Source organism: Protaetiibacter larvae (assembly GCF_008365275.1).
Lineage (GTDB): Bacteria > Actinomycetota > Actinomycetes > Actinomycetales > Microbacteriaceae > Homoserinibacter > Homoserinibacter larvae.
The window spans coordinates 1,967,810-1,991,951 of the sequence record NZ_CP043504.1; the positions used below are offsets into that span (position 1 = coordinate 1,967,810).

Annotated in this window: 20 protein-coding genes; 9 read left to right on the top strand and 11 right to left on the bottom strand. The window is 71.5% G+C overall.

Annotated features, from left to right (window positions below; all coding sequences use genetic code 11):
- Positions 1 to 10: 10 nt before the first annotated feature.
- Complete coding sequence (locus tag FLP23_RS12380) at positions 11 to 829, bottom strand: CAP domain-containing protein (protein ID WP_210413831.1); 819 nt, start codon at positions 827 to 829, stop codon at positions 11 to 13.
- Positions 830 to 964: 135 nt separating this feature from the next.
- On the opposite strand from FLP23_RS12380, the gene FLP23_RS09300 reads away from it, so the two are divergent.
- On the top strand, positions 965 to 1,186 hold the full coding sequence (locus FLP23_RS09300) for a DUF7455 domain-containing protein (RefSeq protein WP_149325603.1): 222 nt from the start codon (positions 965 to 967) through the stop codon (positions 1,184 to 1,186).
- Positions 1,187 to 2,209, top strand: coding sequence for a sugar-transfer associated ATP-grasp domain-containing protein (locus FLP23_RS09305; RefSeq protein ID WP_149325604.1), 1,023 nt, complete (start codon positions 1,187 to 1,189; stop codon positions 2,207 to 2,209).
- 1 nt (position 2,210) lies between these two features.
- On the opposite strand, the gene FLP23_RS09310 is transcribed toward FLP23_RS09305, so the two are convergent.
- From FLP23_RS09310 to FLP23_RS09330, 5 genes are all read right to left on the bottom strand, one after another.
- Positions 2,211 to 2,969 (bottom strand): hypothetical protein, encoded by a 759-nt coding sequence (locus FLP23_RS09310; RefSeq protein ID WP_149325605.1) that lies wholly within the window; start codon positions 2,967 to 2,969, stop codon positions 2,211 to 2,213.
- A complete protein-coding gene (locus FLP23_RS09315) occupies positions 2,966 to 4,345 on the bottom strand; it encodes a Mur ligase family protein (protein ID WP_168200411.1) in 1,380 nt (459 codons plus the stop codon). The genes FLP23_RS09310 and FLP23_RS09315 overlap by 4 nt, the downstream gene beginning before the upstream one ends.
- Before the next feature lie 10 nt (positions 4,346 to 4,355).
- On the bottom strand, positions 4,356 to 5,783 hold the full coding sequence (locus FLP23_RS09320) for an RNA polymerase sigma factor (RefSeq protein WP_149325607.1): 1,428 nt from the start codon (positions 5,781 to 5,783) through the stop codon (positions 4,356 to 4,358).
- A 133-nt stretch (positions 5,784 to 5,916) separates the two neighbouring features.
- Positions 5,917 to 7,257: an MFS transporter gene (locus FLP23_RS09325; RefSeq protein ID WP_149325608.1), complete on the bottom strand. Its 1,341-nt coding sequence runs from the start codon at positions 7,255 to 7,257 to the stop codon at positions 5,917 to 5,919.
- 9 nt (positions 7,258 to 7,266) lie between these two features.
- Positions 7,267 to 8,181 carry a proteasome assembly chaperone family protein gene (locus FLP23_RS09330; RefSeq protein ID WP_149325609.1) on the bottom strand — a complete coding sequence of 305 codons (915 nt, stop codon included), beginning with the start codon at positions 8,179 to 8,181 and terminating at the stop codon, positions 7,267 to 7,269.
- A 102-nt stretch (positions 8,182 to 8,283) separates the two neighbouring features.
- Here FLP23_RS09330 and FLP23_RS09335 point away from each other — a divergent pair, with 102 nt between their 5' ends.
- From FLP23_RS09335 to sucB, 3 genes are all read left to right on the top strand, one after another.
- The gene (locus FLP23_RS09335) at positions 8,284 to 9,780 is read left to right on the top strand and encodes a leucyl aminopeptidase (RefSeq protein WP_149325610.1); all 1,497 of its coding nucleotides are present in this window, start codon (positions 8,284 to 8,286) and stop codon (positions 9,778 to 9,780) included.
- A 96-nt stretch (positions 9,781 to 9,876) separates the two neighbouring features.
- Complete coding sequence (lpdA, locus tag FLP23_RS09340; protein WP_149325611.1) at positions 9,877 to 11,247, top strand: dihydrolipoyl dehydrogenase; 1,371 nt, start codon at positions 9,877 to 9,879, stop codon at positions 11,245 to 11,247.
- A gap of 49 nt (positions 11,248 to 11,296) precedes the next feature.
- The gene (sucB, locus tag FLP23_RS09345) at positions 11,297 to 12,808 is read left to right on the top strand and encodes a 2-oxoglutarate dehydrogenase, E2 component, dihydrolipoamide succinyltransferase (protein ID WP_149325612.1); all 1,512 of its coding nucleotides are present in this window, start codon (positions 11,297 to 11,299) and stop codon (positions 12,806 to 12,808) included.
- On the opposite strand, the gene FLP23_RS09350 is transcribed toward sucB, so the two are convergent.
- Positions 12,805 to 14,160, bottom strand: coding sequence for a BUD32 family EKC/KEOPS complex subunit (locus FLP23_RS09350; protein ID WP_149325613.1), 1,356 nt, complete (start codon positions 14,158 to 14,160; stop codon positions 12,805 to 12,807). The genes sucB and FLP23_RS09350 overlap by 4 nt on opposite strands.
- Before the next feature lie 109 nt (positions 14,161 to 14,269).
- Between FLP23_RS09350 and lipB the strand changes: the two genes are divergently transcribed.
- The 3 genes from lipB to FLP23_RS09365 are packed head-to-tail and all read left to right on the top strand — an operon-like array spanning position 14,270 to position 16,639.
- Positions 14,270 to 14,932, top strand: a complete 663-nt coding sequence (lipB, locus tag FLP23_RS09355; RefSeq protein ID WP_149325614.1) for a lipoyl(octanoyl) transferase LipB — start codon at positions 14,270 to 14,272, stop codon at positions 14,930 to 14,932.
- Positions 14,929 to 15,918, top strand: a complete 990-nt coding sequence (lipA, locus tag FLP23_RS09360) for a lipoyl synthase (RefSeq protein WP_149325615.1) — start codon at positions 14,929 to 14,931, stop codon at positions 15,916 to 15,918. The genes lipB and lipA overlap by 4 nt, the downstream gene beginning before the upstream one ends.
- Before the next feature lie 19 nt (positions 15,919 to 15,937).
- On the top strand, positions 15,938 to 16,639 hold the full coding sequence (locus tag FLP23_RS09365; protein WP_149325616.1) for a DUF4191 domain-containing protein: 702 nt from the start codon (positions 15,938 to 15,940) through the stop codon (positions 16,637 to 16,639).
- Positions 16,640 to 16,657: 18 nt separating this feature from the next.
- Here the strand turns inward: FLP23_RS09365 and FLP23_RS09370 are convergent, their stop codons facing one another.
- Both FLP23_RS09370 and FLP23_RS09375 read right to left on the bottom strand, forming a co-directional pair.
- Entirely contained in the window at positions 16,658 to 17,608 is a 951-nt protein-coding gene (locus tag FLP23_RS09370; RefSeq protein WP_149325617.1) for a hypothetical protein, read from the bottom strand.
- Positions 17,609 to 17,739: 131 nt separating this feature from the next.
- Positions 17,740 to 18,162, bottom strand: coding sequence for an RDD family protein (locus FLP23_RS09375; RefSeq protein WP_149325618.1), 423 nt, complete (start codon positions 18,160 to 18,162; stop codon positions 17,740 to 17,742).
- Between the two features lie 143 nt (positions 18,163 to 18,305).
- Between FLP23_RS09375 and glnA the strand changes: the two genes are divergently transcribed.
- Positions 18,306 to 19,730, top strand: coding sequence for a type I glutamate--ammonia ligase (glnA, locus tag FLP23_RS09380; RefSeq protein WP_149326264.1), 1,425 nt, complete (start codon positions 18,306 to 18,308; stop codon positions 19,728 to 19,730).
- A gap of 116 nt (positions 19,731 to 19,846) precedes the next feature.
- Here the strand turns inward: glnA and FLP23_RS09385 are convergent, their stop codons facing one another.
- Both FLP23_RS09385 and FLP23_RS09390 read right to left on the bottom strand, forming a co-directional pair.
- Positions 19,847 to 22,762 (bottom strand): bifunctional [glutamine synthetase] adenylyltransferase/[glutamine synthetase]-adenylyl-L-tyrosine phosphorylase, encoded by a 2,916-nt coding sequence (locus FLP23_RS09385; RefSeq protein WP_149326265.1) that lies wholly within the window; start codon positions 22,760 to 22,762, stop codon positions 19,847 to 19,849.
- Positions 22,759 to 24,096, bottom strand: a complete 1,338-nt coding sequence (locus FLP23_RS09390) for a glutamine synthetase family protein (protein WP_149325619.1) — start codon at positions 24,094 to 24,096, stop codon at positions 22,759 to 22,761. The genes FLP23_RS09385 and FLP23_RS09390 overlap by 4 nt, the downstream gene beginning before the upstream one ends.
- Positions 24,097 to 24,142: the final 46 nt, after the last annotated feature.

Here is a 24,142-nt window from a genome sequence, read left to right on the forward strand (position 1 = left end):
GCGCACGCTCTCAGGAGCCGAACTGCTGCACCCAGTACAGCCGCCCGTCGCCGCCGGCGGCGGAGCAGGCGCCGTGCAGCGTGTAGCCGCCGTTCAGGATGTTGGCCCGGTGCCCGGCAGAGCCCATCCAGCCCTCGACGACCGCGCTCGCCGAGCCGTACCCCCACGCGATGTTCTCGCCCCAGCTGCTGAACCCGCCGGGGAAGCTGCTGTGCACGAAGTTGCCGGTCGCCGCCAGCTGCGACGCCCAGGTGCAGGCGTAGCTCACGAGCGTTCCGCTGCGTCCGAGGGGCGCGAGTCCGGCGGCGGCGCGGGCAGCATTCGTGTGGGTGAGCACCTCACCCGACTCCGTCCCGGCGGGTGGCGGCGGGGGCGGCGGCGGAGGCGGAGGCGGAGGAGGCGGAGCTGCCGGTGCCGCGGGCGGTGCGGCCTCCTGCTCGCCCGCGGCCGGAGGCTGGGCGGTCGGAGGCTGGGCGGCCGGCACCTCGGCGGCGGGCACCTCGGCGGCGGGCACCTCGGCGGCGGGCACCTCGGCGGCGGGCACCTTCTCACCGGGGTCGCCGTCGACCGGAGTCTCCGAGGCGGCGTCCTCGGCCCCGGCAGCGGTGTCGTCCGTGGGCACGGGGGTGGGTGTCGCCGGCACGAGCGCGGCGGCGTCGCGTGGTTCCGGGGCGGAGGTGCGGCCACCTGCATCGACGCCGGACGCGAGGGATGCCCCCCAGGCGCCGCCGACGCCCGCGAGCAGCAGGGCGGCCCCCGCCAGCCAGGCGAGCGCGATCACGCGACCGCGCGGACGCGCGCGTGCCCCGAGCTCCCCCCAGATGCCCATGCGAGCACTGTAGAGGCCCGGCACGCCCCCGCGATATACGCGCAGAGCGAAATGCCCGGCCGCCAGCCGGAATTGTCAGCGTGGCCGTGCTTACATGGGATCACGCACCACCGAACCCGAGGGAAGGAGCAGGACATGTCACAGTTCGCAGGCGACGGCACCGTCGAGCTGGAGCGTCCGTCCCTCACCGCCCTCGATCGCTGCGACATGTGCGGCGCCCAGGCCTACGTCCGGGTGACCCTCGCCTCCGGCGAGCTGCTGTTCTGCGCGCACCACGGCGCCGAGTACAAGCCGAAGCTCATCGGCACGGCGCTCGATTGGCACGACGAGACCGATCGGCTCCTCGAGGACCGCTGAGTGTCTGACGCCCCCGGCGGCCTCGGCCGCCGACTGCGGTATCTCGCGCGTCGCGCGGCGTCGCTCAATCCGGCCAACGTCTGGCGGATCGCCGGGGCCGCCGCCCCGTTGACGCGCAAGCCGCGGCTGCTCATCGTGGCCGACATGCTGTGGTGCGCGGTGCGCTACGAGTTCGCCTTCCAGGACTACCTCGACTGGGACGTGGTCATGCTGACCGCCGCCGAACGGCGAACCTTCATCACGCATCCGAAGTCCAACCATCTCGCGATGACGCTCAACGACCCCCAGTTGCGCCGGATCTTCGCCGACAAGCTGCAGTTCAACGCGCGCTTCGCAGAGTTCATCGGCCGCGACTGGATCGAGCTGCGCGCGAGCGACGCGGACGCCGTGCGCGCCTTCCTGGATCGCCACGGCCGGGCCATGCTCAAGGTCCCCGACAGCCTCTCGGGCTTCGGCATCGAGAAGGTCGAGGCGTCCGAGGTCGTCGACGTCGAGGCGTTCCGCACCCGGGCGATCGAGCGCCGGCAGTTCCTCCTCGAGGGCTATATCGTGCAGCATCCCGAGATGGCGGCGCTCTGCCCGACGAGCGTCAACTCGCTGCGCGTCATCACCTTCTTCGACGGCAGCGAGCTGAAGGTGCTCGCGAGCGTGCTCAAGATCGGCAACGGCGGCGACATCGACAACTTCTCGGGCGGCGGGATGTACACGATGCTCGACGACACGGGCACCGCGCACTTCGCGGCCTTCGACGGCACGGGGGCCACCTACGCCGTGCATCCGCTCTCCGGGGTGTCCATCGTGGGGTTCACGGTGCCGCTCTACGCCGAGGTGCTCACCCTCCTCGACCGAGCCGCCCGGGTGATCCCCGAGGTGCCGTACGTGGGATGGGATGTCGCGATCACCGCCACCGGTCCCGTCATCATCGAGGGCAACCCGAACTCGGGCGTCTACCAGTCCAAGCCCTCGGTCTCCGGCATCCGCGAGGGGCTGCTGCCCCGCTACCGCGCCGCGATCGGCTTCTGACTCAGCGCGCGAGGCGCTCGGCGGGATGCCAGCGGCGCTCGTCCCGGAAGTCGGCGAGACGCGCCTCGTAGGCGGCGACCGCGAGCGTCTCGTGGGCGAGGACGGGCTCCGCGTCCGGGGCGATCGCGGCGACGAGTGCGCGCGTGTAGTGCGGGTTCGTGACGAGCAGCGGACCGATGAGCGAGGTCCCGACGAAGTTCTCGCGCCGGACGCCCTCGACGGCGGTGCGCGTGTTGCGGCCGATGCCCCGATCCGCGACGAGGAAGCCGGGGAGCGCCTCGTCGGCGGTCACCATCGAGAACTGCGACTTGTAGCCCACGATCGGCTGGGAGGCCGGCAGCTCGGGCACCGCGCCGATCACCTTGCCGTTGTAGCGCTCGAACATCCGCAGCGTCGCCTCGAGCTCGAACACCCCGACGCCGGCGACGTCGTAGCCCATCTCGTCGTTGCGGATGCGCGTGCCGAGCACCTCGAGGGCGTTGTGGGTGAAGAGGAACCGCTGACCCGCGTCGATCGCCGCGGCGATGCGATCGCGATGCGGGCGCAGGCGGTCGATCGCCGTGAGCTGTCCACGCTCGGTGAGTGGGCCGAGGTAGACCAGGCCCACTTCGCGGTCGAGGAACGCCGGTCGGTCGCCGAGCCCCGTTCGGATGAGCTCGGCACCCGGCAGGGACTGCGCGAGATAGCTGATGTTGGCGTTGTCGCCGTGCAGATTGGCGATCTCGGGGAAGAGCAGCTCGATGCTCGGCGCGCCGCTCACGACGATGCTCCGGCTCGTTCGGCAAGGCGCTCCCGCAGTCGCCGCTGCACGGCGTCGCCGGTCGTGAGCGCGTTGTGGACGCTGTGCAGGTTGAACACCACCGCGGTGCCGTCGAGGTCGAGCAGCTCCGCGGGCTCCGTCTCGGACGCGACCGTCACGATCCGCGCGGGGTCGACACCCGCGATCGCGAGCCGCAGGGCCTGATCGTGCCGCCGCACTCCCCCGACCACGATCTGGGCGATCGAGTCGTCGGCGAGGTACTCGTAGTCGGCGTCGTAGATCCACGCGGTGTTCTCGACCTCGGTCTCCCGCTCGCTCCACTCGTCGATCGAGAGCGCCACCGTCTTGCGTCCCCCGAAGGAGGCGAGGTACTCGAAGGCCCGTGAGCAGGCGACACCGACGAGGCCCTTCGTGAGCAGCCGCACGAGCGCGACCTCGCCGATGCGCTCAGCGGCGAAGCGCGTCGTCGGCGGGCGCAGCCGATCGAACGCGGCCACGATGCGCTCGCGGGGCACCCCGAGCACGTCGAGGGCGGCCGCCACCGCGACCTCGTTGTAGACGTTGACGATGTTGTCGTTGATGAGGTGGGCGCTGCGCGCATCGCCGTCGAAGGCGAGCGTCACGCGCGAGCGCTCGGTGTCGAGATCGCGCGCGAGATGGTCGGCCTCGGGCGAGCGGAAGCCGCACGCCGGGCAGTGCACCTTGCCGATGTGGTTGAAGCGCCAGAAATCCCAGTCGAGCGTGGTCTCGCACACCGGGCAGATCGCCACGTCCACGGCGGTGCCCGTCGGGCGATCGCCGTCCGTCGGCAGGCGGTCCACCCCGAAGAAGACCCGCGGGTTCGCGTCGCTGCCGAGGGACGCCGTGATGAGGTCGTCCGCATTGAGCACGAGCGTCGTCCGCGGCCCGAGAGCCGAGGAGAGGATCCAGGCGATATAGCCCGGATGCGCGTTGCGCTTGATCGAGTCGCGCGTGAGATTGGTGCACACGAGCACGTCGGGGTCGAGCCCCGGCAGCACGAGCTTGCCGGAGCGCTCGTCGAGCTCGAGCACCGCGATGTCGGCCCGCGGGCGCCCGGTCCAGGTCACCGCGCCGATGAGGGTCGCGGCGATCCCCGCGGCGAGGTTGGAGCCGTTTCGGTTGCTCGCCACGACGAGCCCCTCACCCGTGAGCGCCTCCGCGAGCAGATTCGAGACGGTCGTCTTGCCGTTCGTGCCCGTGACGGCGACGACCTGCGCCGGATGCCGGATGGCCCCGATGATGCCCGGGTGCAGGCGGCGCGCCACGCGTCCGGGCACGTGCGTGCCCGCCCGGCCGACGGCCCTCAGAGCGAGGGCGGTGAGCTTCGTCGCCCAGATCGCCAGGAGGACCCGCACCACCGCCGGCCTACTCGAGGTAGTCGCGCAGCGACTGCGAGCGCGAGGGGTGGCGCAGCTTCGCCATCGTCTTCGACTCGATCTGGCGGATGCGCTCACGCGTCACCCCGAAGGTGTCGCCGATCTGGTCGAGGGTCTTCGGCATGCCGTCGCCGAGCCCGAAGCGCATCCGGATCACGCCGGCCTCGCGCTCCGAGAGCGAGTCGAGCAGGCTCTCGAGCTGCTTCTGCAGCATCGTGAAGCCCACGGCGTCCGCCGGCACGACCGCCTCGGTGTCCTCGATGAGGTCGCCGAACTCGCTGTCGCCGTCCTCGCCGAGGGGCGTGTGCAGCGAGATGGGCTCGCGGCCGTACTTCTGGACCTCGATGACCTTCTCGGGGGTCATGTCGAGCTCGCGGCTGAGCTCCTCGGGCGTGGGCTCGCGGCCCAGATCCTGCAGCATCTGGCGCTGCACGCGGGCCAGCTTGTTGATGACCTCGACCATGTGCACCGGGATGCGGATGGTGCGCGCCTGGTCGGCCATGGCGCGCGTGATCGCCTGGCGGATCCACCAGGTGGCGTAGGTCGAGAACTTGAAGCCCTTGGTGTAGTCGAACTTCTCGACGGCGCGGATGAGGCCCAGGTTGCCTTCCTGGATCAGGTCGAGGAACTGCATGCCACGACCCGTGTAGCGCTTGGCGAGCGAGACGACGAGGCGCAGGTTCGCGCCCAGCAGGTGGCTCTTCGCGCGCTGCCCGTCACGAGCCACCCAGGCGAGCTCGCGGCCCAGCTGGGAGCGCTTCTCGGTGTCGGACATCGCCGAGAGCTTCTCCTCGGCGAAGAGGCCCGCCTCGATGCGCATCGCGAGCTCGACCTCCTGCTCGGCGTTGAGGAGGGCGACCTTTCCGATCTGCTTGAGGTAGTCCTTGACGGGGTCGGCCGTCGCGCCGGTGATCGCGGCCGAGTAGACGGGGACCTCGTCGTCGTCGTCCGTCATCGACAGCCGCAGCGCGCCGGTGGGAAGCGGCTCGTCGGTGCCGGTGGACTCCGTGTCGTCGTCGTCCTCATCGGAGGCGTCCTCGTCGACGGCGTCGTCGTCGGTGGCCTCCTCCTTGGCGACGACCTCGACGGCCTCGTCCTCGGCGGTCTCGTCGACCGCCTCGTCCTCGTCGAGGACCACGGGCTCCTCGTCGTCGAGCTCGGGCTCGAGCTGCTCCTCGGCGGCCGTGGCGGGGGCGGCCTTCGCGGCCGCCTTCTTCGCGGCGGTCGCCCGCGGCGCGGCAGGGGCCTTCGCGGCGGCCTTCGCCGGCGCCTTGGCGGTCGTGGTCTTCGCGGCGGGAGCGGCCTTGGCGGCCGGCTTCGCAGCAGCAGTCCTGGTCGTGGTCTTCGCGGCGGTCGTCTTCGCGGCGGCGCGGTCGTCGTTGACCGTGTCCTTCGCGGACGAGGTGGGGGTGGCCATGCTGACCCCTTTCGCGTGTGGGGAGGGTGCGTCTGGGCAGTACGTAGACCCGTGTCAAGTCCCCCGCGACGCCGCGCTCGAACTCAATCGGGAGCGGCGATGCGAAACGGGGATTCGACCGGGTCTCGGTGTCCTATTGTCGCACACCCGGAGGGCGCCTCCGGTCGCGTGCGCCGAAGAGTGCAACCCACAGAGGGGCGATCTCTATTCCCTCCTCCTCGTACAGCCGCTTGCGCGTGCGAGCGCGGGAGCGCAGCAGACCGACCGTTCCGACCACCGCGACGAGGTAGACCGCGAGGAACGCGACCCGGAAGCCGTCGAGGCTGTAGAGCTGCGAGGCCGCGCCCCGAGCGACGCGGGCCGCATCGACGACGTCGAGCACGAGCCCGACGAGGAGCATCGCGACGAAGGCGCCCACGAATCCGCCCGAGTTCGCGATCCCCGTCGCCGAACCGTGAGAGTGCCGCGGGTTGAAGCTGCGCGCGAGGTCGAGGCCCACGAGCGACGCCGGACCGCAGATCCCGGCCGTGAAGAACAGGCTCGCCACAAGCCAGACCGGCGGGACCGGCTGCCACAGCAGCACGAGCGTCCAGATGGCGAAGGTGGCGCCCGTGACGGTCAGCACGAGGTTGCTGCGCCGCAGCGGGAAGCGCGTCACGAGCAGCCCGATGATCGGCCCGGAGACGAGCGAACCCACGACCATCATCGAGAACACCCCGGATGCCGTCGAGGGGTCGTAGCCGAGCCCCGCCGTGAGGAACGGGAAACCCCAGAGGATCCCGAGCAGCGTCGGCGCCGTCCCGGCGAGGAGGTGCGCCCAGAAGCCCACCCGCGTCCCGGGCCGCGCGAGGCTCGCGCGCAGGCCGCGTTCGGCCGCATCGACCGTGCTCAGTTCCGCCGTGGTCATTCGCTCGGGGCCGCGGCGCACGAGCGCCGCCGTCACGCCCGCCGCGACCACGGACACCCCCGCGGCGACACCGAAGGCGATCCCCCATCCGCTCAGATGCAGCAGCAGCGCGAAGGGGAACGCGGAGGCGATCTGCCCGAGCTGACCCGTCATGCCCACCCACTGCGACAGCTGCGGGAGAATCCTGCCCTCGAACCAGCCGGGGAGCAGCCGGATCACGCTCACGAAGGTCGCGGCATCCCCGACGCCGACGAGAACACGTGCCGCGAGGGCGAGCCAGAATCCGCTCGAGACGGCCAGCAACGCCTGCCCGGCAGCCATCACGAGGGCGCCGCCGAGGATGAGCACGGGCGCCCCGATCCGGTCGGCGAGCACCCCGACGGGGATCTGCAGCGCGGCGTAGACGACGATCTGCACGACCGCGATCACCGAGATGGCAGCGGCGTTGACCGCGAAGCGGTCGGTCGCCTCGACCCCCGCGACCCCGAAGGAGGTGCGCTGCATGACCGCGATGAGATAGACGAAGGCCGCGCCGCCGAAGACGAGCCAGGCGCGCGCGGAGTTCACGCGTCCAGGTTACGCGCGGGGCTCGTCCTTGCGGCTCGCGAGGAAGCGCTCGAGCTCGGCCGCGATCGTGTCGGCGCTCGGCAGCTCGCCGTCCTCGTCGACGAGCGGCGAGGGCAGCGGGTTCTCCTCCATATAGCTGTCGTGGCGCTCCTCGAGCGTCGCGACGAGCCGCTGCAGCTCCGGGTTGCCGGCGACCTGCTCCTCGACCTTCTGGGTGAACTCGCGACCCTGCTCGCGCAGCTCGTCGCTCGGGAAGATGAGCCCGGTGGCCGCGCTGATGCTCTCCAGTGCGGCGACCGCGGCGAGCGGGTACTCGGTATCGGCGAGGTAGTGAGGGATCAGCAGCACGAAGCCGGCGGTGGGGTGGCCGGCCTGCTGCAGGCGGTATTCGAGGAGGTGCAGGACGTTGCCGGGCACCTGGGTGCGCGGACGCCAGATGGAGTACGCGTCCGCGAGCTCGGTGCGGTTGCCGCTCACCGTCACCCCGATCGCTCGGGTGTGCGGGGTGGGCATGGGGATCGCGTTGATCCATGTGGTGTCCGCGACGCCGAAACGCTCGACGAGCTCCACGAGGGCGCGGGTGAACGCCTCCCAGCGGAAGTCGGGCTCGTAGCCCGTGAGCAGCAGGAAGGGTCGGTGCAGTTCATCGTGGGCGAGCGACAGCACGAGCCGTGACGGCTTGTATTCGGAGAGGTGGTCCTCGTCGAAGAACATCACGGGACGCCGCGCGCGGTAGTCGAGCAGCGCGTCGTTGTCGAAGATGACGAGCTCGCGCACCTCGTGGGCCCCGAGAAGCAGCTCCGACACCTGTGCGACCGCGGATCCGGAGTCGGTGAAACCGGTCAGCCCCGCGATGAGGTGCAGCCCGGTCGGGACGTCGGAGACGTCGCCGGCGAACTCGTACAGCGCACGCGGATCCTGCATGGCTCGAGTCTAGATTCCCCCTCCGTCGCCCCGCCGGTCGCCGCCCGCCTCGCCGTCAAGCTCACAGCGAACAGCGCGGCGCGCGCCGACTAGCCTGGCGACATGGCCGTTCCCGAACTCGTCCTGAGCACCGAACCCGTCACCGCGAGCGACGCCGAGCTGATCGTGCTGGGCGCGACGCGCGGCCCGGACGGCGCCGCCGTGCTCGCCGCCTCCGACGCCGACTTCCCCGGTCTCGGCGCGCTCCTGCCGCTCGTCGGCGTGACCGGGGCAGCGGACGAGTTCCGTCGACTCGGGCCCGTCGCGGGCGTCGCCGCGCCCGTCGCGGTCGTGGGCCTCGGACCCGCGGCGACGCGCGAGTCCCTGCGCTCGGCGGCCGGGGTGGTCGGGCGCCTCGCGTCCGGCATCGGCTCGCTCGCCCTCGCGCTCCCGGTCGCCGACGCGGGCGAGGCGGAGGTCGTCCTCGAGGCCGCCGCGAGCGGCGCCTACGCGTTCCTGGAGTACCGCACCGGCGCGCTCGAGACGAAGCGCCCCCCGCGACGCATCGTGCTGCACCTGGCGGCCCAGCTCGCCGACGACGGCATCGTGGCCCGCGCGGCCTCCACCGCGACCGCGACCCACACCGTGCGCGACCTCGTCAACACCCCGGCATCCGACCTCTACCCGGAGTCGTTCGTCGCCCGGGCGCGCGAGCTCGCCGAGGGACTGCCCGTCGAGTTCGAGGTGCTCGCGGACGAGCAGCTCGTCGAAGGCGGATACGGCGGGATCGCGGCCGTGGGCAAGGGCTCCGCCCGCGGACCCCGGCTCGCCGTGGTGCGGTACTCCCCCGCGGGTGCCGCCAAGCACCTCGCGATCGTCGGCAAGGGCATCACTTTCGACTCGGGCGGCCTCTCGCTCAAGCCGCCGGCCTCGATGCCGACCATGAAGTACGACATGACCGGCGCCGCGACGGCCCTCGCCGTCGTTCTGGAGGCGGCGCGCCGACAGCTCCCCGTGAAGGTCTCCGCATGGCTGTGCCTCGCCGAGAACATGCCGTCGGGATCGGCGCTGCGGCCCGGAGACGTGCTGCGCACCTGGAACGGCACCACGGTCGAGGTGACCAACACGGACGCCGAGGGTCGCCTCGTGCTCGCGGACGGCCTCGCCGCGGCCGCCGCCGAGAACCCCGAGCTGCTCGTCGACCTCGCGACCCTCACCGGCGCGGCCAAGATCGCGATGGGCGAGCGGACCACCGCGGTCATCGGCGACGACGAGGCCGTCCAGGCGGTGCTGCGCGCCGCCCGCGCCTCCGACGAGCCCATGTGGCCGATGCCTCTCCCGCCCGAGCTGCGCTCGGTGCTCGACTCGGAGATCGCGGACCTCGCCAACGCCAAGCCGGGCCACACCGCGGGCGGGATGCTCGTCGCGGGGCACTTCCTGCGCACCTTCGTCGGCACCGCGGGAGGGGACGGCCCCGGCGCCCGGATCGGCTGGGCGCATCTCGACCTCGCCGGTCCCGCCTACAACTCCGGCGGCGCCTACGGGGGCGTCGGCAAGGGACCGACGGCCGTCGCGGTGCGCACGATGCTGGCCCTGACGGCGGAGCTCGCGGAGGCGTAGTAGGGTCTTCACGGCAAGGAACGCCTTGCCTTCCCCTCCTCGCGACACCACCGATCTCGCGGGGCAAGACACGTGAAGCGCAAGGGAGTTTCTCCAGTGTCCGAGCAGACCTTCGACCTCGTCGTTCTGGGAGCGGGAAGCGGCGGATACGCCGCCGCGCTCCGTGCCGCACAGCTCGGCAAGTCCGTCGCCCTCATCGAGAAGGACAAGGTGGGCGGCACCTGCCTGCACGTCGGCTGTGTGCCGACGAAGGCGCTCCTGCACTCGGCGGAGGTCGCCGACGTGACGCGCGAATCGGCCAAGTACGGCGTCGCCGGCCAGTTCGGCGGCATCGACATCGCGGCCGTCACCGCCTACCGCGAGGGCATCGTCTCCGGCAAGTGGAAGGGCCTCCAGGGCCTCATCAAGAGCCGTGGCATCACGACGATCGAGGGCACCGGCCGCCTCGTCTCGGCCACCACCGTGCAGGTCGGCGACCAGCTCGTGACGGGCACCAACGTCATCCTCGCCACCGGCTCCTACTCGCGCTCTCTGCCGGGTCTCGAGATCGGCGGACGCGTCATCACCTCCGAGCAGGCGCTCGCCCTCGACTTCGTGCCGAAGAAGGTCGCCGTGCTCGGCGGCGGCGTGATCGGCGTCGAGTTCTCGAGCGTGTGGAAGAGCTGGGGTGCCGAGGTCACGATCATCGAGGCGCTCCCCCACCTCGTCCCGAACGAGGACGAGTCGATCTCGAAGCACTTCGAGCGCGCCTTCCGCCGTCGCGGCATCGACTTCAAGCTCGGCGTGCGCTTCTCGGGCGTCACGCAGCACGAGGCAGGCGTCGTCGTCTCGCTCGAGAACGGCGAGACCGTCGAGGCGGAGCTGCTGCTCGTCGCCGTCGGCCGCGGCCCGCTCACCGCCAACCTCGGCTTCGAGGAGGTCGGCGTGCAGCTCGACCGCGGCTTCGTCGTCGTCGACGAGAACCTGCAGACCACGGTCCCCGGCGTCTACGCCGTCGGCGACATCGTCCCGGGCCTTCAGCTCGCGCACCGCGGCTTCCAGCAGGGCATCTACGTGGCCGAGAAGCTCGCAGGGCTCGACCCCATCCGCGTCGAGGACGTCAACATCCCCAAGGTCACCTACTCCGACCCCGAGGTCGCATCGGTGGGCCTCACCCAGGCCAAGGCCGAGGAGAAGTACGGCGCCGAGAACCTCACGGTCGTCGAGTACAACCTCGCGGGCAACGCCAAGAGCCACATCATCGGCACCGCGGGCGTCGTCAAGGCGATCCGTGTCAACGAGGGTCCCGTGGTCGGCGTGCACATGATCGGCGCCCGCGTGGGCGAGCTCATCGGCGAGGCGCAGCTCGTGGTGGACTGGGACGCCTACCCCGAAGACATCGCCCCCTACATCCACGCGCACCCGACGCAGAACGAGGCGCTCGGCGAGGCCTTCCTGGCTCTCGCCGGGAAGCCCCTCCACGGCTGAGCGTCGCGGCTAAGCTAGAACGACACGGCCTCAAGAAGGAGCATCACCGATGAGCGAATCCGTCAGCCTCCCCGCGCTCGGCGAGAGCGTCACGGAGGGAACGGTGACCCGCTGGCTCAAGAAGGTCGGCGACCGTGTGGAGGTCGACGAGCCTCTGCTCGAGGTCTCGACCGACAAGGTGGACACCGAGGTTCCCTCGCCCGTCGCGGGCATCGTGGAGGAGATCCTGGTCGCCGAGGACGAGACCGTCGAGGTGGGCACGCCGCTCGTGCGCATCGGCGACGGTTCGGGCTCGGGCGACGCCGCCCCCGCGGCTCCCGCGGCGGAAGCGCCCGTCGCTGAAGCGCCCGTCGCCGAGGCACCGGTTGCCGAAGCGCCCGTCGCTGAGGCCCCCGTCGCCGAGGCACCGGTTGTCGAAGCGCCGGTCGTCGAGGCACCGGCTCCCGCTGCGGCGGTCGCCGAGGCGCCCGCCGTCGAGGCACCTGTCGTCGAAGCGCCCGCCGCCGAAGCCCCTGTAGCCGCCCCGCCGGTCGCCGAGGCACCGGTTGCTGAGGCACCGGTCGCCGAGGCACCGGTCGTCGAGGCACCGGCTGCCGCTGCGACGGTCGCCGCGGCCCCTGCCGCCGCTCCCGCCTCGCACGCCGGATACGTGACCCCGATCGTGCGCAAGCTCGCCAACGAGAAGGGCATCGTGCTCGACGAGCTCACCGGCACCGGTGTCGGCGGTCGCATCCGCAAGCAGGATGTGCTCGCCGCGGCCACCGCACCCGCCGTCGCCGCACCCGCGGTCGCCCCTGCGGCGCCGCCCGCAGCCCCCGCGGCACCGGCCGCCGTCGAGGTGTCGCCGCTGCGCGGCACGACCGTTCCCATGACGCGCCTGCGCAAGGTCGTCGCCGAGCGCGCCGTGGTCTCGATGCAGTCCACCGCGCAGCTCACGACCGTCGTCGAAGCGGACGTCACCCGCATCGCCGCGCTGCGCGACGAGGTCAAGGGCGAGTTCCTCGCGAAGACCGGCACCAAGCTGTCGTTCCTGCCGTTCTTCGCGCTCGCGACGGTCGAGGCGCTCCGGGCCTTCCCGATCATCAACTCGACCGTCGACGGCGACAGCATCGTCTACCCGGCGACCGAGAACCTCTCGATCGCGGTCGACACCGAGCGCGGACTGCTCACGCCCGTCATCCGCGACGCGGGCGAGCTCGACATCGCGGGCCTCGCCGGCCAGATCGCCGACCTCGCCGAGCGCACGCGCGACAACAAGCTCAAGCCCGACGAGCTCGCCGGCGGCACCTTCACGCTCACCAACACCGGTTCCCGCGGCGCGCTCTTCGACACGCCCGTGGTGTTCCTGCCGCAGACCGCGATCCTCGGCACCGGCATCGTGTCGAAGAAGCCGCTCGTGGTGAGCGTCGACGGGACCGACTCGATCGCGATCCGCTCGACCGTCTACCTGGCGCTCTCGTACGACCACCGGATCATCGACGGCGCGGACGCGGCGCGCTTCCTCGGCGCGGTCAAGGCACGCCTCGAAGCGGGCGATTTCCGCTCCGCGCTCGGCATCTAGCCCACCGGCTCGCCCGCGATCCAATCACGGATACGCGATCCGGCCTCGGTCCTCATCAGCAGGATCGAGGCCGGATCCGTCTCCGGCCCCGCCTCGACGAGCACACTGTCGCCGAGCCGCTCGACGATCACCGCCGTGTCGGCATCCACGGCCACCCGCACCCCCTCGCCCCCCGAGCGTTGCGCGAGGAGTGCGGCACGATCGGCGGCCAGCGCCGCCGATCCCTGCTGGTCGACCTCGTCGAGGCAGAGGAGCGACGACTCCCGGAAGCACTCCTCGCGATGGGCGATGAGCAGCCCGAGTGCCTCGAGCGGGTCGTCGGTGACGGGCTCCGGGTGCGCCGTGGGCGCCGCAGACACCGTCGGTCCGGCCGCGCCGGCGTCCCTTCGACCCTCACCCGGCATGGTGAGCACGCCGATGGTGAGCGCTGCGACCGCGACGCCCCCGCCGAGCAGCAGCCGACGCCGGGTGGGCGGCAGACCGTCGAGAGCCGCTCGCGCCCGAGCCACGAGCTCTCGCCCCCGCGCGAGCAGCCCCGCCGGGGCGTGGCCGACGCTCTCCTCCGAGGCGACCACGGCCCGAGCCGAGGGCTCCCCCGGCTGCCCCTCGGACTCGATCCGGATCGACGGCGGCGGGCCATCCTCATCCCTCGCGACCACCGGCTCGGGAACGAGAGGCACGGGAGCGGCGAGCTCGCGCACGCCGGTGAGGGCCTCGCGGCACACCTCGTGCGCGGGGAGCACCGCCAGCCGCCGCGCGAGTTCGGCGGCAGCTGCACTGCGGGCGCCGGCGACCCCGGCGAGCAGCTCCACCGCGAGCGCGCGCACGGCATCACGATCCCGGCCCACGGCCGCCACACCCGCGCGCACGGCCTCGGGTGCAGCCGCCGCGAACAGCTCCGCGTGACCGAAGTCGATCAGGACCGGCCCCTCCTCCGTGAGCACCACCCGGGACGCGCCGAGGGCTCCGTGCGCGACGCCCGCGTCGTGCAGGCGCACGACGGTCGCGACGAGCGGTTCGAGAACGCCGACGACCTCCCCCGCCTGCCAGCTCCCGCGCTCGCCGATGACCTCCGAGAGCCGTGGACCGCGCGGGCGCGTGAGCAGCAGCGCCGGGGCGGCCTCATCGGCGAGCACGTCGAGCACCGTCACGACTCCGGGACCCCGCCCCCGATCCAGGGCGAGGAGCTCGATGCGACGCAGCCGGGCACCGCGCTCGTCGAGAGCTCGGGCGAGCACCGCGGACACCGCTCCGGGCTCGCCGCCGACGCGCACCAGCAGGCTCTCGCTGTGCGGAGCGCGGCTGAGGGGGCGCACGATCCGCACGCCGGGCACCTCGAGGAAGGTCGTCACCCCGGAATCGTCCCGGAACGCCCCCCGCTCGCACGGGGTGCAGCGGGAGTCCGTGGACGGAGAGCGCCGCGTGCCGGCCGGGGAGGACACGTGCGGTTAGGGTGGACGGGTGGTCGACTACGTCGTCACGGGGCTAAGCGCCAACTCCGTGCCGTATCCGACGGCCCTCGAACACCAGCGTGCCCTGCACGCCGAGGTGGCGAGCGGCCGGGCGCCTGACACCGTGCTCCTGCTGGAGCATCCCTCCGTCTACACCGCGGGGAAGCGCACCGAACCGGAGGAGCGGCCGAGCGACGGCACCCCGGTCATCGACGTCGACCGCGGCGGCAAGATCACCTGGCACGGCCCGGGGCAGCTCGTGGGCTACCCGATCGTGCGCCTCGCGGACCCGATCGACGTCGTGGCCTACGTGCGCCGCCTCGAAGAGCTGCTGATCGGCGTGCTGGCCGACTTCGGCATCCGCGGCACTCGCGTCGAGGGCCGCAGCGGGGTCTGGATCGAACGCCCCGGCGCGCCCGCCGACAAGATCGCGGCGATCGGGATCCGCGTGGCCGAGGGAGTGACGATGCACGGCTTCGCCCTCAACTGCAGCAACAGCCTCGACGCCTACGCCGCGATCGTGGCCTGCGGCATCCGGGATGCCGGGGTCACCACGATGAGCCGCGAACTCGGCCGCGAGATCACCCCCGCGGACGTCGTGGATGCCGTGCGGCGACGCTTCGACGCCGCGGTCGGTGCGAGCCTCGCCCGACGCGAGGCGGTGCCGGCATGACGACGCCGCCCGAAGGGCGCAAACTCCTGCGACTCGAGGTGCGCAACGCCCAGACACCCATCGAGCGCAAGCCCGAGTGGATCAAGACGCGCGCCCGGATGGGGCCCGAGTACACGGCGCTGCAGTCGCTCGTGAAGTCGGAGGAGCTGCACACGGTGTGCCAGGAGGCCGGCTGCCCCAACATCTACGAGTGCTGGGAGGACCGCGAGGCGACCTTCCTGATCGGCGGCAGCCAGTGCACGCGGCGCTGCGACTTCTGCCAGATCGACACCGGCAAGCCGGCCGACTACGACACCGACGAGCCGCGCCGGGTCGCCGAGTCGGTGGCCCGGATGGGGCTGCGCTACGCGACCGTGACGGGGGTCGCGCGCGATGACCTCCCCGACGAGGGAGCGTGGCTGCACGCCGAGACCGTGCGCGCCATCCACGAGGCCAACCCGGGGACGGGGGTCGAGATCCTGGCGACCGACTTCTCGGGCAACCCGGACCTCCTCGCCGAGGTGTTCTCCTCGCGCCCGGAGGTCTTCGCGCACAACGTCGAGACGGTCCCGCGCATCTTCAAGCGCATCCGTCCCGCGTTCCGCTACGACCGCTCGCTCGGCGTCATCACGGCCGCGCGCGAGGCGGGGCTCATCACGAAGTCGAACCTCATCCTGGGGATGGGCGAGGAGCGCCACGAGGTGAGCCAGGCGCTGCGCGAGCTGCGGGATGCCGGATGCGACATCATCACCGTCACGCAGTACCTGCGCCCCTCCCCCCGGCACCTGCCGGTGGCCCGCTGGGTGCGCCCCGAGGAGTTCGTGGAGTTCAAGGAGGAGGCCGAGGCTCTCGGCTTCCTCGGCGTGCTCGCCGGCCCCCTCGTGCGCTCCAGCTACCGGGCGGGGCGCCTCTGGGCGCGCTCGATGATGGCGAAGGGTCGCGCGATCCCGGAGCACCTCCAGCACCTCGCGGACGCCGAGCTCGGCTTCGCGCAGGCGGTGTCCTGACACCCCGTAGGCTGGAAGCATGGCACGCACCAAGCCCGAGAAGGAGCCCGGCCGCATCAAGCAGATGTGGCAGGTGCTCCAGATGACCCGCCGTTCGGATCCCGGCATCGTCTGGTACCTGATCCTCGCCTTCCTGCTCCCCGTGGCCGCGGCCGTCGTGCTCTCGGTCTGGCTCTCGGGCGACAACTGGCTCGGCATCGTGCTGTACATCGTGGCGGGCGTGCTCGCGGGTGTGCTGCTCGCGCTCGTGATCCTCGGACGTCGCGCCGAGCGTGCCGCGTACTCCCAGATCGCGGGCCAGCCGGGCGCCGTCGGCGCCGTGCTCAAGAACGGGCTGCGCCGCAGCTGGATCGGCAGCGAGGAGCCGATCGCCTTCAGCCCCAAGACCAAGGACGCGGTGTACCGCGCCGTGGGTCGACCGGGCGTCGTGCTCATCAGCGAGGGCCCGGTGTCGCGCACGCAGCCGATGCTCGACAAGGAGCGCGCCAACATCGTGCGCCTGCTGCCGAATGTGCCCGTACACCAGCTGCATGTCGGGCCCGACAGCGACTCGACGGCCCTCTACAAGGTGCCCGCGGCATTGCGCCGGTTCCCGCGCAAGCTCACCAAGGCCGAGGTCGTCCAGGTCGACAAGCGTCTCACCTCGGTCGGCAAGGTGAAGGGCTTCAAGATCCCGCCGGGGATCGACCCGCAGCGCATCCGCGCCCCGCGTCCGCGCTGAGCGGGCCGCGCGCGCTGCTCACGCCACGCGCGTGAGCAGCCAGACGTGCATGTTGCTCGAACTCCCGTCGATGCAGGTCTGGTAGTAGCCGTCGTATCCGGCGGGCAGCATCGACGCGTCGGCTCCCAGTACGAGACCGCCCACCTGTCCGGCCACCTGGTAGACCCCGTAGCCCGGGAACTCCACCTGGGCGCCGGTGCCGATCCCGGCCCAGGCGCGGCCGCCGCACGACCAGTGCTCGGCAGCGTAGAACGCACCCCCGAGATAGCCGGCGATCCCCGCGATGTTGACGGATCCGCGGCAGGCGTCGATCTCCGCCTGCCCGCCCGAGGTCCAGATGCCCTCGACGTAGCGCCCCGCCGGCGCGGGGGCACCGGTTCGCGCCCGGGCGGGATGCGCCGCTGCGGCCGCGGCCGCCTCTGCGGCCCGTTGGGCGGCCTCCCGTTCGGCCGCGATCCGCGCCTGCTCGGCCTCCCAGGCATCGACCGCCCGGTCCACCGCGCTCGTGGCGTGCGCGAGCTCCTCCGCGGAGCGCAGCTGCGCCTCGAGCGCGCGCCCCACGCCCCCGTCGGGCGCCGCACCGAGCACCGCCGCGAGCTGGCCCGCGCGCAACGCCGCCGTCCCGCGCGAGATGAGCGCCTCGAGTCGCGTGCGCACCGCCTCGTCGAGCACCCGCGCCTCGGAGCCCTCGAGCGCGAGCTCCGCGGACGCCAGTTCACCGCGGAGCGAGGCGACCGCGCCGTCGAGCTCAGCCGCGGATCCCGGAACCGACGAGACGAACCGCGCGCGCAGCTCGGCGACCGGGCTCGTCGTGCTCGGCGCGTGGATCCCGGCCGCGAGCAGCAATGCCGACGCGACGGCACCGCCCGCGACGAGGCCGCCGCGCACGTGGTGCGGATGGTGCGGATGCTCGCGTCGATGCGAGGCATGCCGATGAGGTCTCGGGTACCCGATTGCGGTGGCAACCATCCACGCCTCGTTCGCTGACACCCCGGCGGCGCGCCGTCGGAGTTCCCGTCAAGAGTGCAGGGTGCCGAGGATTCGGGTTCCTCGAACTTTCGTCAGTCTCCCCCCGCCGCGGGCGTTCTCGCAAGGGTCGCTTAGACGCGCACCAGGATGGTGCCGGCCGCCTTGTCGTGGAAGCCGCGCTGGTCGCGGTCCCAGATCAGGGCGGGGATCACGAGGCACAGCAGCACGGTGCGCACCGCCGGGCGCCACACCCCGAGGTAGCCGCCCCGCGTGGGCACGACCCGCAGCCTCACGACGAGGTGCCCGACGCTGCCGTTCAGCACGAGGAGCGCCACGTACTGAAGCGCGGCGAAGATCCCCAGGGTGATGAAGCCGTTGGTGCCCTCCGGCACCCGGAAGAAGGCCCAGGACAGCAGGGTCGCGATCCCCCAGTCGACGAGCAGCGCGATGACGCGGCGGCCGAGGCGGCCGACCGAGCGCGGACCGTGCTCGGGAAGCCCCAGACGCTCCCCCGGCCAGCGGTTCTCGGGGCTCGAGGCGGGGGCGCTGGTCACCTGATCACTCTAGAGAGGCCCGCGTAACATGCCGGAAACAATTCGGTCATGGTCGGGAAATCCCGCCACCATAGCCTCAGAGCGGCTGCATCCGCAGCCACACCCGTTCCACGCCCTTGGAGTAACCCTCTATGTCCAAGCCCCTGTTCAGCGACTCCTCCGAGGTGCTGAAGTTCATCAAGGACACGGATGTCAAGTTCCTCGACATCCGCTTCACCGACCTTCCTGGCATCCAGCAGCACTTCAACATCCCGGCAGCGACCGTCGATGAGGAGTTCTTCACCGTCGGCCAGCTGTTCGACGGATCGTCGATCCGCGGCTTCCAGTCGATCCACGAGTCGGACCTCCAGCTGATCCCGGACATCTCGACGGCGTACGTCGACCCGTTCCGCACCGAGCGCACCCTGGTGATCGTCTTCGACATCTACAACCCGCGCAACGGCGAGATCTACGGCCGCGACCCGCGTCAGGTGGCCAAGAAGGCCGAGAAGTACCTCGCCTCGACCGGCATCGCCGACACCGCGTTCTTCGCGCCCGAGGCCGAGTTCTACATCTTCGACGACGTGCGCTACGAGGTGAAGCAGAACAAGAGCTTCTACGAGGTGGACTCCTCCGAGGCGGCCTGGAACACCGGGCGCGTGGAGGAGGGCGGCAACCTCGCGAACAAGACCCCGTACAAGGGCGGCTACTTCCCCGTCTCGCCGGTCGACCAGCACGCCGACCTCCGCGACGACATCGTGCTCAAGCTCATCGAGGTGGGCCTCGAGGTCGAGCGCAGCCACCACGAGGTCGGCACCGCCGGCCAGGGCGAGATCAACTACAAGTTCGACACCCTCGTGCACGCGGCCGACGACATCCTGAAGTTCAAGTACATCGTCAAGAACACCGCGCTCGAGTGGGGCAAGGTCGCGACCTTCATGCCGAAGCCGCTCCAGGGCGACAACGGCTCGGGCATGCACACCCACCAGTCGCTCTGGAACGAGGGCAAGCCGCTGTTCTACGACGAGCAGGGCTACGGCGGCCTGTCGGACATCGCGCGCTGGTACATCGGCGGCATCCTCAAGCACGCGGCCGCGATCTCGGCGTTCACCAACCCGACCGTCAACTCGTACCACCGCCTCATCCCGGGCTTCGAGGCCCCGGTGAACCTGGTCTACTCGGCCGGCAACCGCTCCGCCTCGATCCGCATCCCGATCACGGGCACCAACCCGAAGGCCAAGCGCATCGAGTTCCGCGCGCCCGACGCCTCCGGCAACCCGTACCTCGGGTTCGCGGTGCAGCTCATGGCGGGCATCGACGGCATCCAGAACAAGATCGAGCCGCACGAGCCGGTCGACAAGGACCTCTACGAGCTCCCCCCGGAGGAGGCGAAGGGCATCCCGCAGCTGCCGGGCTCGCTCGACGAGGCCCTCAAGGCGCTCGAGGAGGACCACGACTTCCTGCTCGCAGGCGGCGTGTTCACGCAGGACCTCATCGACACCTGGATCTCCTACAAGCGCGAGAAGGAGCTGCTGCCCTTCGCCCAGCGCCCGCACCCCTTCGAGTACGAGCTGTACTTCGGGGTCTGAACCCTGCAGCACGAACGGGCCGCTTCCTCCGGGAGGCGGCCCGTTCCGCATCTCGCGAGATGTCAGTTCTTGCGGAAACCGGCCGCGAAAACCGCAACAGCTGACATCTCGCGGGATCAGCGGGGGCCGTAGAAGGCGCGCTCGAAGACCTGGCGGGCGAGGCGGGTGGTGCGGAGGTAGTCCTCCTCGAGCCGCGTCGCCGAGTGCGGCGGGTACTCCATGAGCCGCGCGACGCCCTCGAGGGCGCGACGGTCGGTCGGAAGCACATCCGCGGTCTTCGCCGTCCACAGCGTCATCGCCGAGCGCGCGCGCGAGGCGATGATCCACGCCGCCCGCAGCCGTTCGGCATCCGGCGCCGCGACCAGTCCGGCGGCGACCGCCGCGTCGAGCGCATGCAGCGTGGAGGGGGTGCGCAGCTCCGGCACCTTGTCGGCGTGCTCGAGCTGCAGCAACTGGACGAACCACTCCACATCCGACAGCGAGCCCCGCCCGAGCTTCAGGTGACGGGCCGGATCGGCGCCCTGCGGCAGCCGTTCCGCCTCCACGCGCGCCTTGATGCGCTTGACCTCGCGCACCGCGTCAGGCGAGATCTCGACGGGATACCGCACCTCGTCGGCCATCCGCTCGAACTCCGAGAGCAGCTGAAGATCCCCCACGACGCCTCGCGCACGCAGCAGTGCCTGCGCCTCCCAGGTGAGCGACCAGCGCTCGTAGTAGGCGCGGTAGCTGTCGAGCGAGCGCACGATGGCACCGTTCTTGCCCTCCGGTCGCAAGCCGAGGTCGAGGTCGAAGGGCAACCGCAGGTCTTCGGTGAGTCGCTTGATGTCGTGCGCGATCTGCTCGGCTCGCCGCTGCGCCACCTCCGGTTCGCACCCTGCCGGACGGTAGACGTACATGACGTCGGCGTCGCTCCCGAAACCGAGCTCCGCTCCCCCGTAGCGTCCCATCGCGATGATGCCGAACTCCACCTCGTCGCCCCAGCGGTGCGCGAGCCGCACCATGCCCGTGAGGATCGCGGTCGTGATCGCGCTGAGGGCGACCCCCAGCTCCTGGATCTCGATGAGCCCGACGATGCCGGCCAGGGCGAGTCGCAGCACCTCGCGCCGCCGCGCCGTCCGCAGTGCGGCCGCGGCCGCGTCGACGTCGTCGGCATGGCGGGCGACCGTCGCGTCCGTCTCCTCGAGGAGCTCCTCGAGGCTGCGGGGCCGCAGCTCGGCGTCGTTCTCGAGCCAGGCCGCCGCCTCCGGGAAGCGTTCGAACAGCACACCCACGAAGCGCGAGCTCGCGAGCACCTGGGTGAGCCGCTGCGCCGCCCCGGAGGAATCGCGCAGCATCCGCAGGAACCAGTAGGCCTCGCCGAGGTCGTCGGAGAGACGTCGGAACGCGAGGAGGCCGTAGTCGGGGTCGGCGCCGTCGGCGAACCACTGCAGCATGACCGGCAGCAGGGTGCGCTGGATCGCGGCCCGCCGCGAGACGCCGCCCGTGAGCGCCGCGATGTGGTGGAGCGCGCCCCGCGGATCCTGGAAGCCGATCGCGGCGAGCCGCGCCTCCGCCTGCTCGCTCGTGAGGCTGTAGCCGTCCTCCGGGAGCGCCGCGACCGCGGAGAGCAGCGGGCGGTAGAACAGCCGCTCGTGCAGGCTCCGGACCCCCTGCTGCACCCCGCGCCAGCTCTCGAGCAGCCCGTCGGCCGTGCCCGCGAGCCGCGAGCCGCGCGCGAGGGAGCGCAGCTCGTGCTCGCCGCGGGGCATGAGGTGCGTGCGCCGCAGGCGGGCGAGCTGCAGGCGGTGCTCGAGCAGCCTCAGGTAGCGGTAGTCGCGCGCGAACTCCGCCGCCTCGACGCGCCCGATGTATCCGCGGTCGGCGAGGGCGGCGAGCCCGTCGAGGGTGGATCGCTGCCGGATGTCGGGGTCCGCCTGGCCGTGCACGAGCTGCAGCAGCTGGATGGTGAACTCGACGTCGCGCAGCCCCCCCGGACCGAGCTTGAGCTGCACGTCGAGCTCGTCGCGCGGGATGTTCGCCATGACCCGCTCGCGCATCTTCTGCACCGACTCGACGAAGCCTTCGCGCGAGGAAGCCGCCCACACCTTGGGCGCGATCCCCGTCACGAAGCGCTCGCCGAGCGCGAGGTCGCCGGCGAGCGGCCTCGCCTTCAGCAGCGCCTGGAACTCCCAGCTCTTGGCCCAGCGGTCGTAGTACGCCAGGTGCGACTCGAGGGTGCGCACGAGCGCGCCGTCCTTGCCCTCGGGCCGCAGATTGGCATCCACCTCCCACAGGGCCGGCTCGACGGCGAGCTCGTGGATGGCGTGCATGGTGTCGACGGCGAGCCGCGTGGCGATCTCGACGGCACGCGCATCAGGGAGCTCCGCCTCCCCCGCCGCCACGAAGATCACGTCGACATCGCTCACATAGTTGAGCTCGCGCGCACCCGCCTTGCCCATGCCGATGATCGCGAGCCGCGTGGCGGCGACCTCCTCGGCGGGAAAACGCGAGTCGGCCCGCGCCACGACGAGTGCGGCGTCGAGGGTCGCCCCCGCGAGATCCGCAAGCGCCGCGGCGACCCGCGGGACGACCTCGATCGGCTCCGCGTGCCCCAGATCCCAGGCGGCGAGCCGGGTGAGCTCGCGGCGGTAGGCGACCCGCAGCGCGTTCCGCGCCGCCTCGCCCGAGAGCCCCTCCACGGCCGCCACGAGGGCGGCACGGTAGCGCGCGGCATCCGGAGGCGACGTCAGCGGATCGGCGAACACCTCGAGCTGTTCGGGGTGGCGGCGCAGGAAGGTCGCCAGGCCCTCCGACGCCCCCAGCACCTCGAGCAGGCTGCGTGCCGAGCGCTCGCGCGCGAGCAGCGACCCCACGGCCGCGGGGTCCCGCTCCCGGAGCGCGCCCAGCAGGGCGAGCGCCTGGTCGGGATCGGCGACCCCGGAGAACAGCGGCACGACGTCGTCGGGCACCCCGGGAAGTGCGGCGGCGGCACCCCCCAGGTCGGCGAACCCGAGCCGAGCGAGCTCGGTGAGGGTGATCGCGCTCCGGGTCAGAGCGCCTCCAGGTTCGCTTCCAGCTCGAAGGGCGTCACCTGTGCGCGGTAGCCCGCCCACTCGCGGCGCTTGTTGAGCAGCACGTAGTTGAACACCTGCTCGCCGAGCGTCTCGGCGACGAGCTCCGACTCCTCCATGATGAGCAGCGCGCGGTCGAGGCTCGACGGCAGCGCCTGGTAGCCGAGCGCACGACGCTCCGCGCTCGACATGTCGAAGACGTCGGAGTCGGCCTCGGGCGGGAGCTCGTAGCCCTCCTCGATGCCCTTGAGACCCGCCGCGAGCAACAGTGCGTACGCGAGGTACGGGTTCGCGGCGGAGTCGATGCCGCGGTACTCGACGCGCGCGCTCTGCCCCTTGCCGGGCTTGTAGAGCGGCACGCGCACGAGCGCCGAACGGTTGTTGTGGCCCCAGGTGACGTAGCTGGGCGCCTCGTCGCCGCCCCACAGGCGCTTGTAGGAGTTCACGAACTGGTTGGTCACCGCCGTGATCTCGGGCGCGTGGCGGAGCAGCCCCGCGACGAACTGGCGGCCGATGGTCGACAGCTGGTACTGGCCGCCCGCGTCGAAGAACGCGTTCGCATCCCCCTCGAAGAGCGAGACGTGCGTGTGCATGCCGGACCCGGGATGCTCGGAGAACGGCTTCGGCATGAACGTCGCGTAGACGCCCTGCTCGATCGCCACCTCCTTGATCACGGTGCGGAAGGTCATGATGTTGTCGGCCGTGGTGAGGGCGTCCGCGTAGCGCAGATCGATCTCGTTCTGACCGGGGCCCGCCTCGTGGTGGCTGAACTCCACCGAGATGCCGAGATCCTCGAGCATCCGCACCGAACGGCGCCGGAAGTCGTGCGCCGTGCCGCCGGGCACGTTGTCGAAGTAGCCGGCCGAGTCGACGGGGACGGGCTTGCCGTTCTTCAGCTTGCTCGAGGTGAGCAGGTAGAACTCGATCTCCGGGTGCGTGTAGAAGGTGAAGCCGCGATCCGCCGCCTTCGCGAGGGTGCGCTTGAGCACATTGCGCGGATCGGCGATCGCCGGCTGGCCGTCGGGCGTCGTGATGTCGCAGAACATGCGCGCGGTCGGGTCGACCTCGCCGCGCCAGGGCAGGATCTGGAAGGTCGTCGGGTCCGGGTGCGCGAGCACGTCGGCCTCGTAGGCCCGGGTGAGGCCTTCGATCGCCGAACCGTCGATGCCGACGCCCTCCGAGAACGCCCCCTCGACCTCGGCCGGGGCCAGTGCGACCGACTTCAGGGTGCCCACGACATCCGTGAACCAGAGGCGGATGAACTTCACTCCGCGCTCCTCGATGGTGCGCAGAACGAAGTCTCGCTGCTTGTCCATTCGGGTCCCCTTCTCGCGACGTCGCGCGCTCGTCCTAGGCTATCGC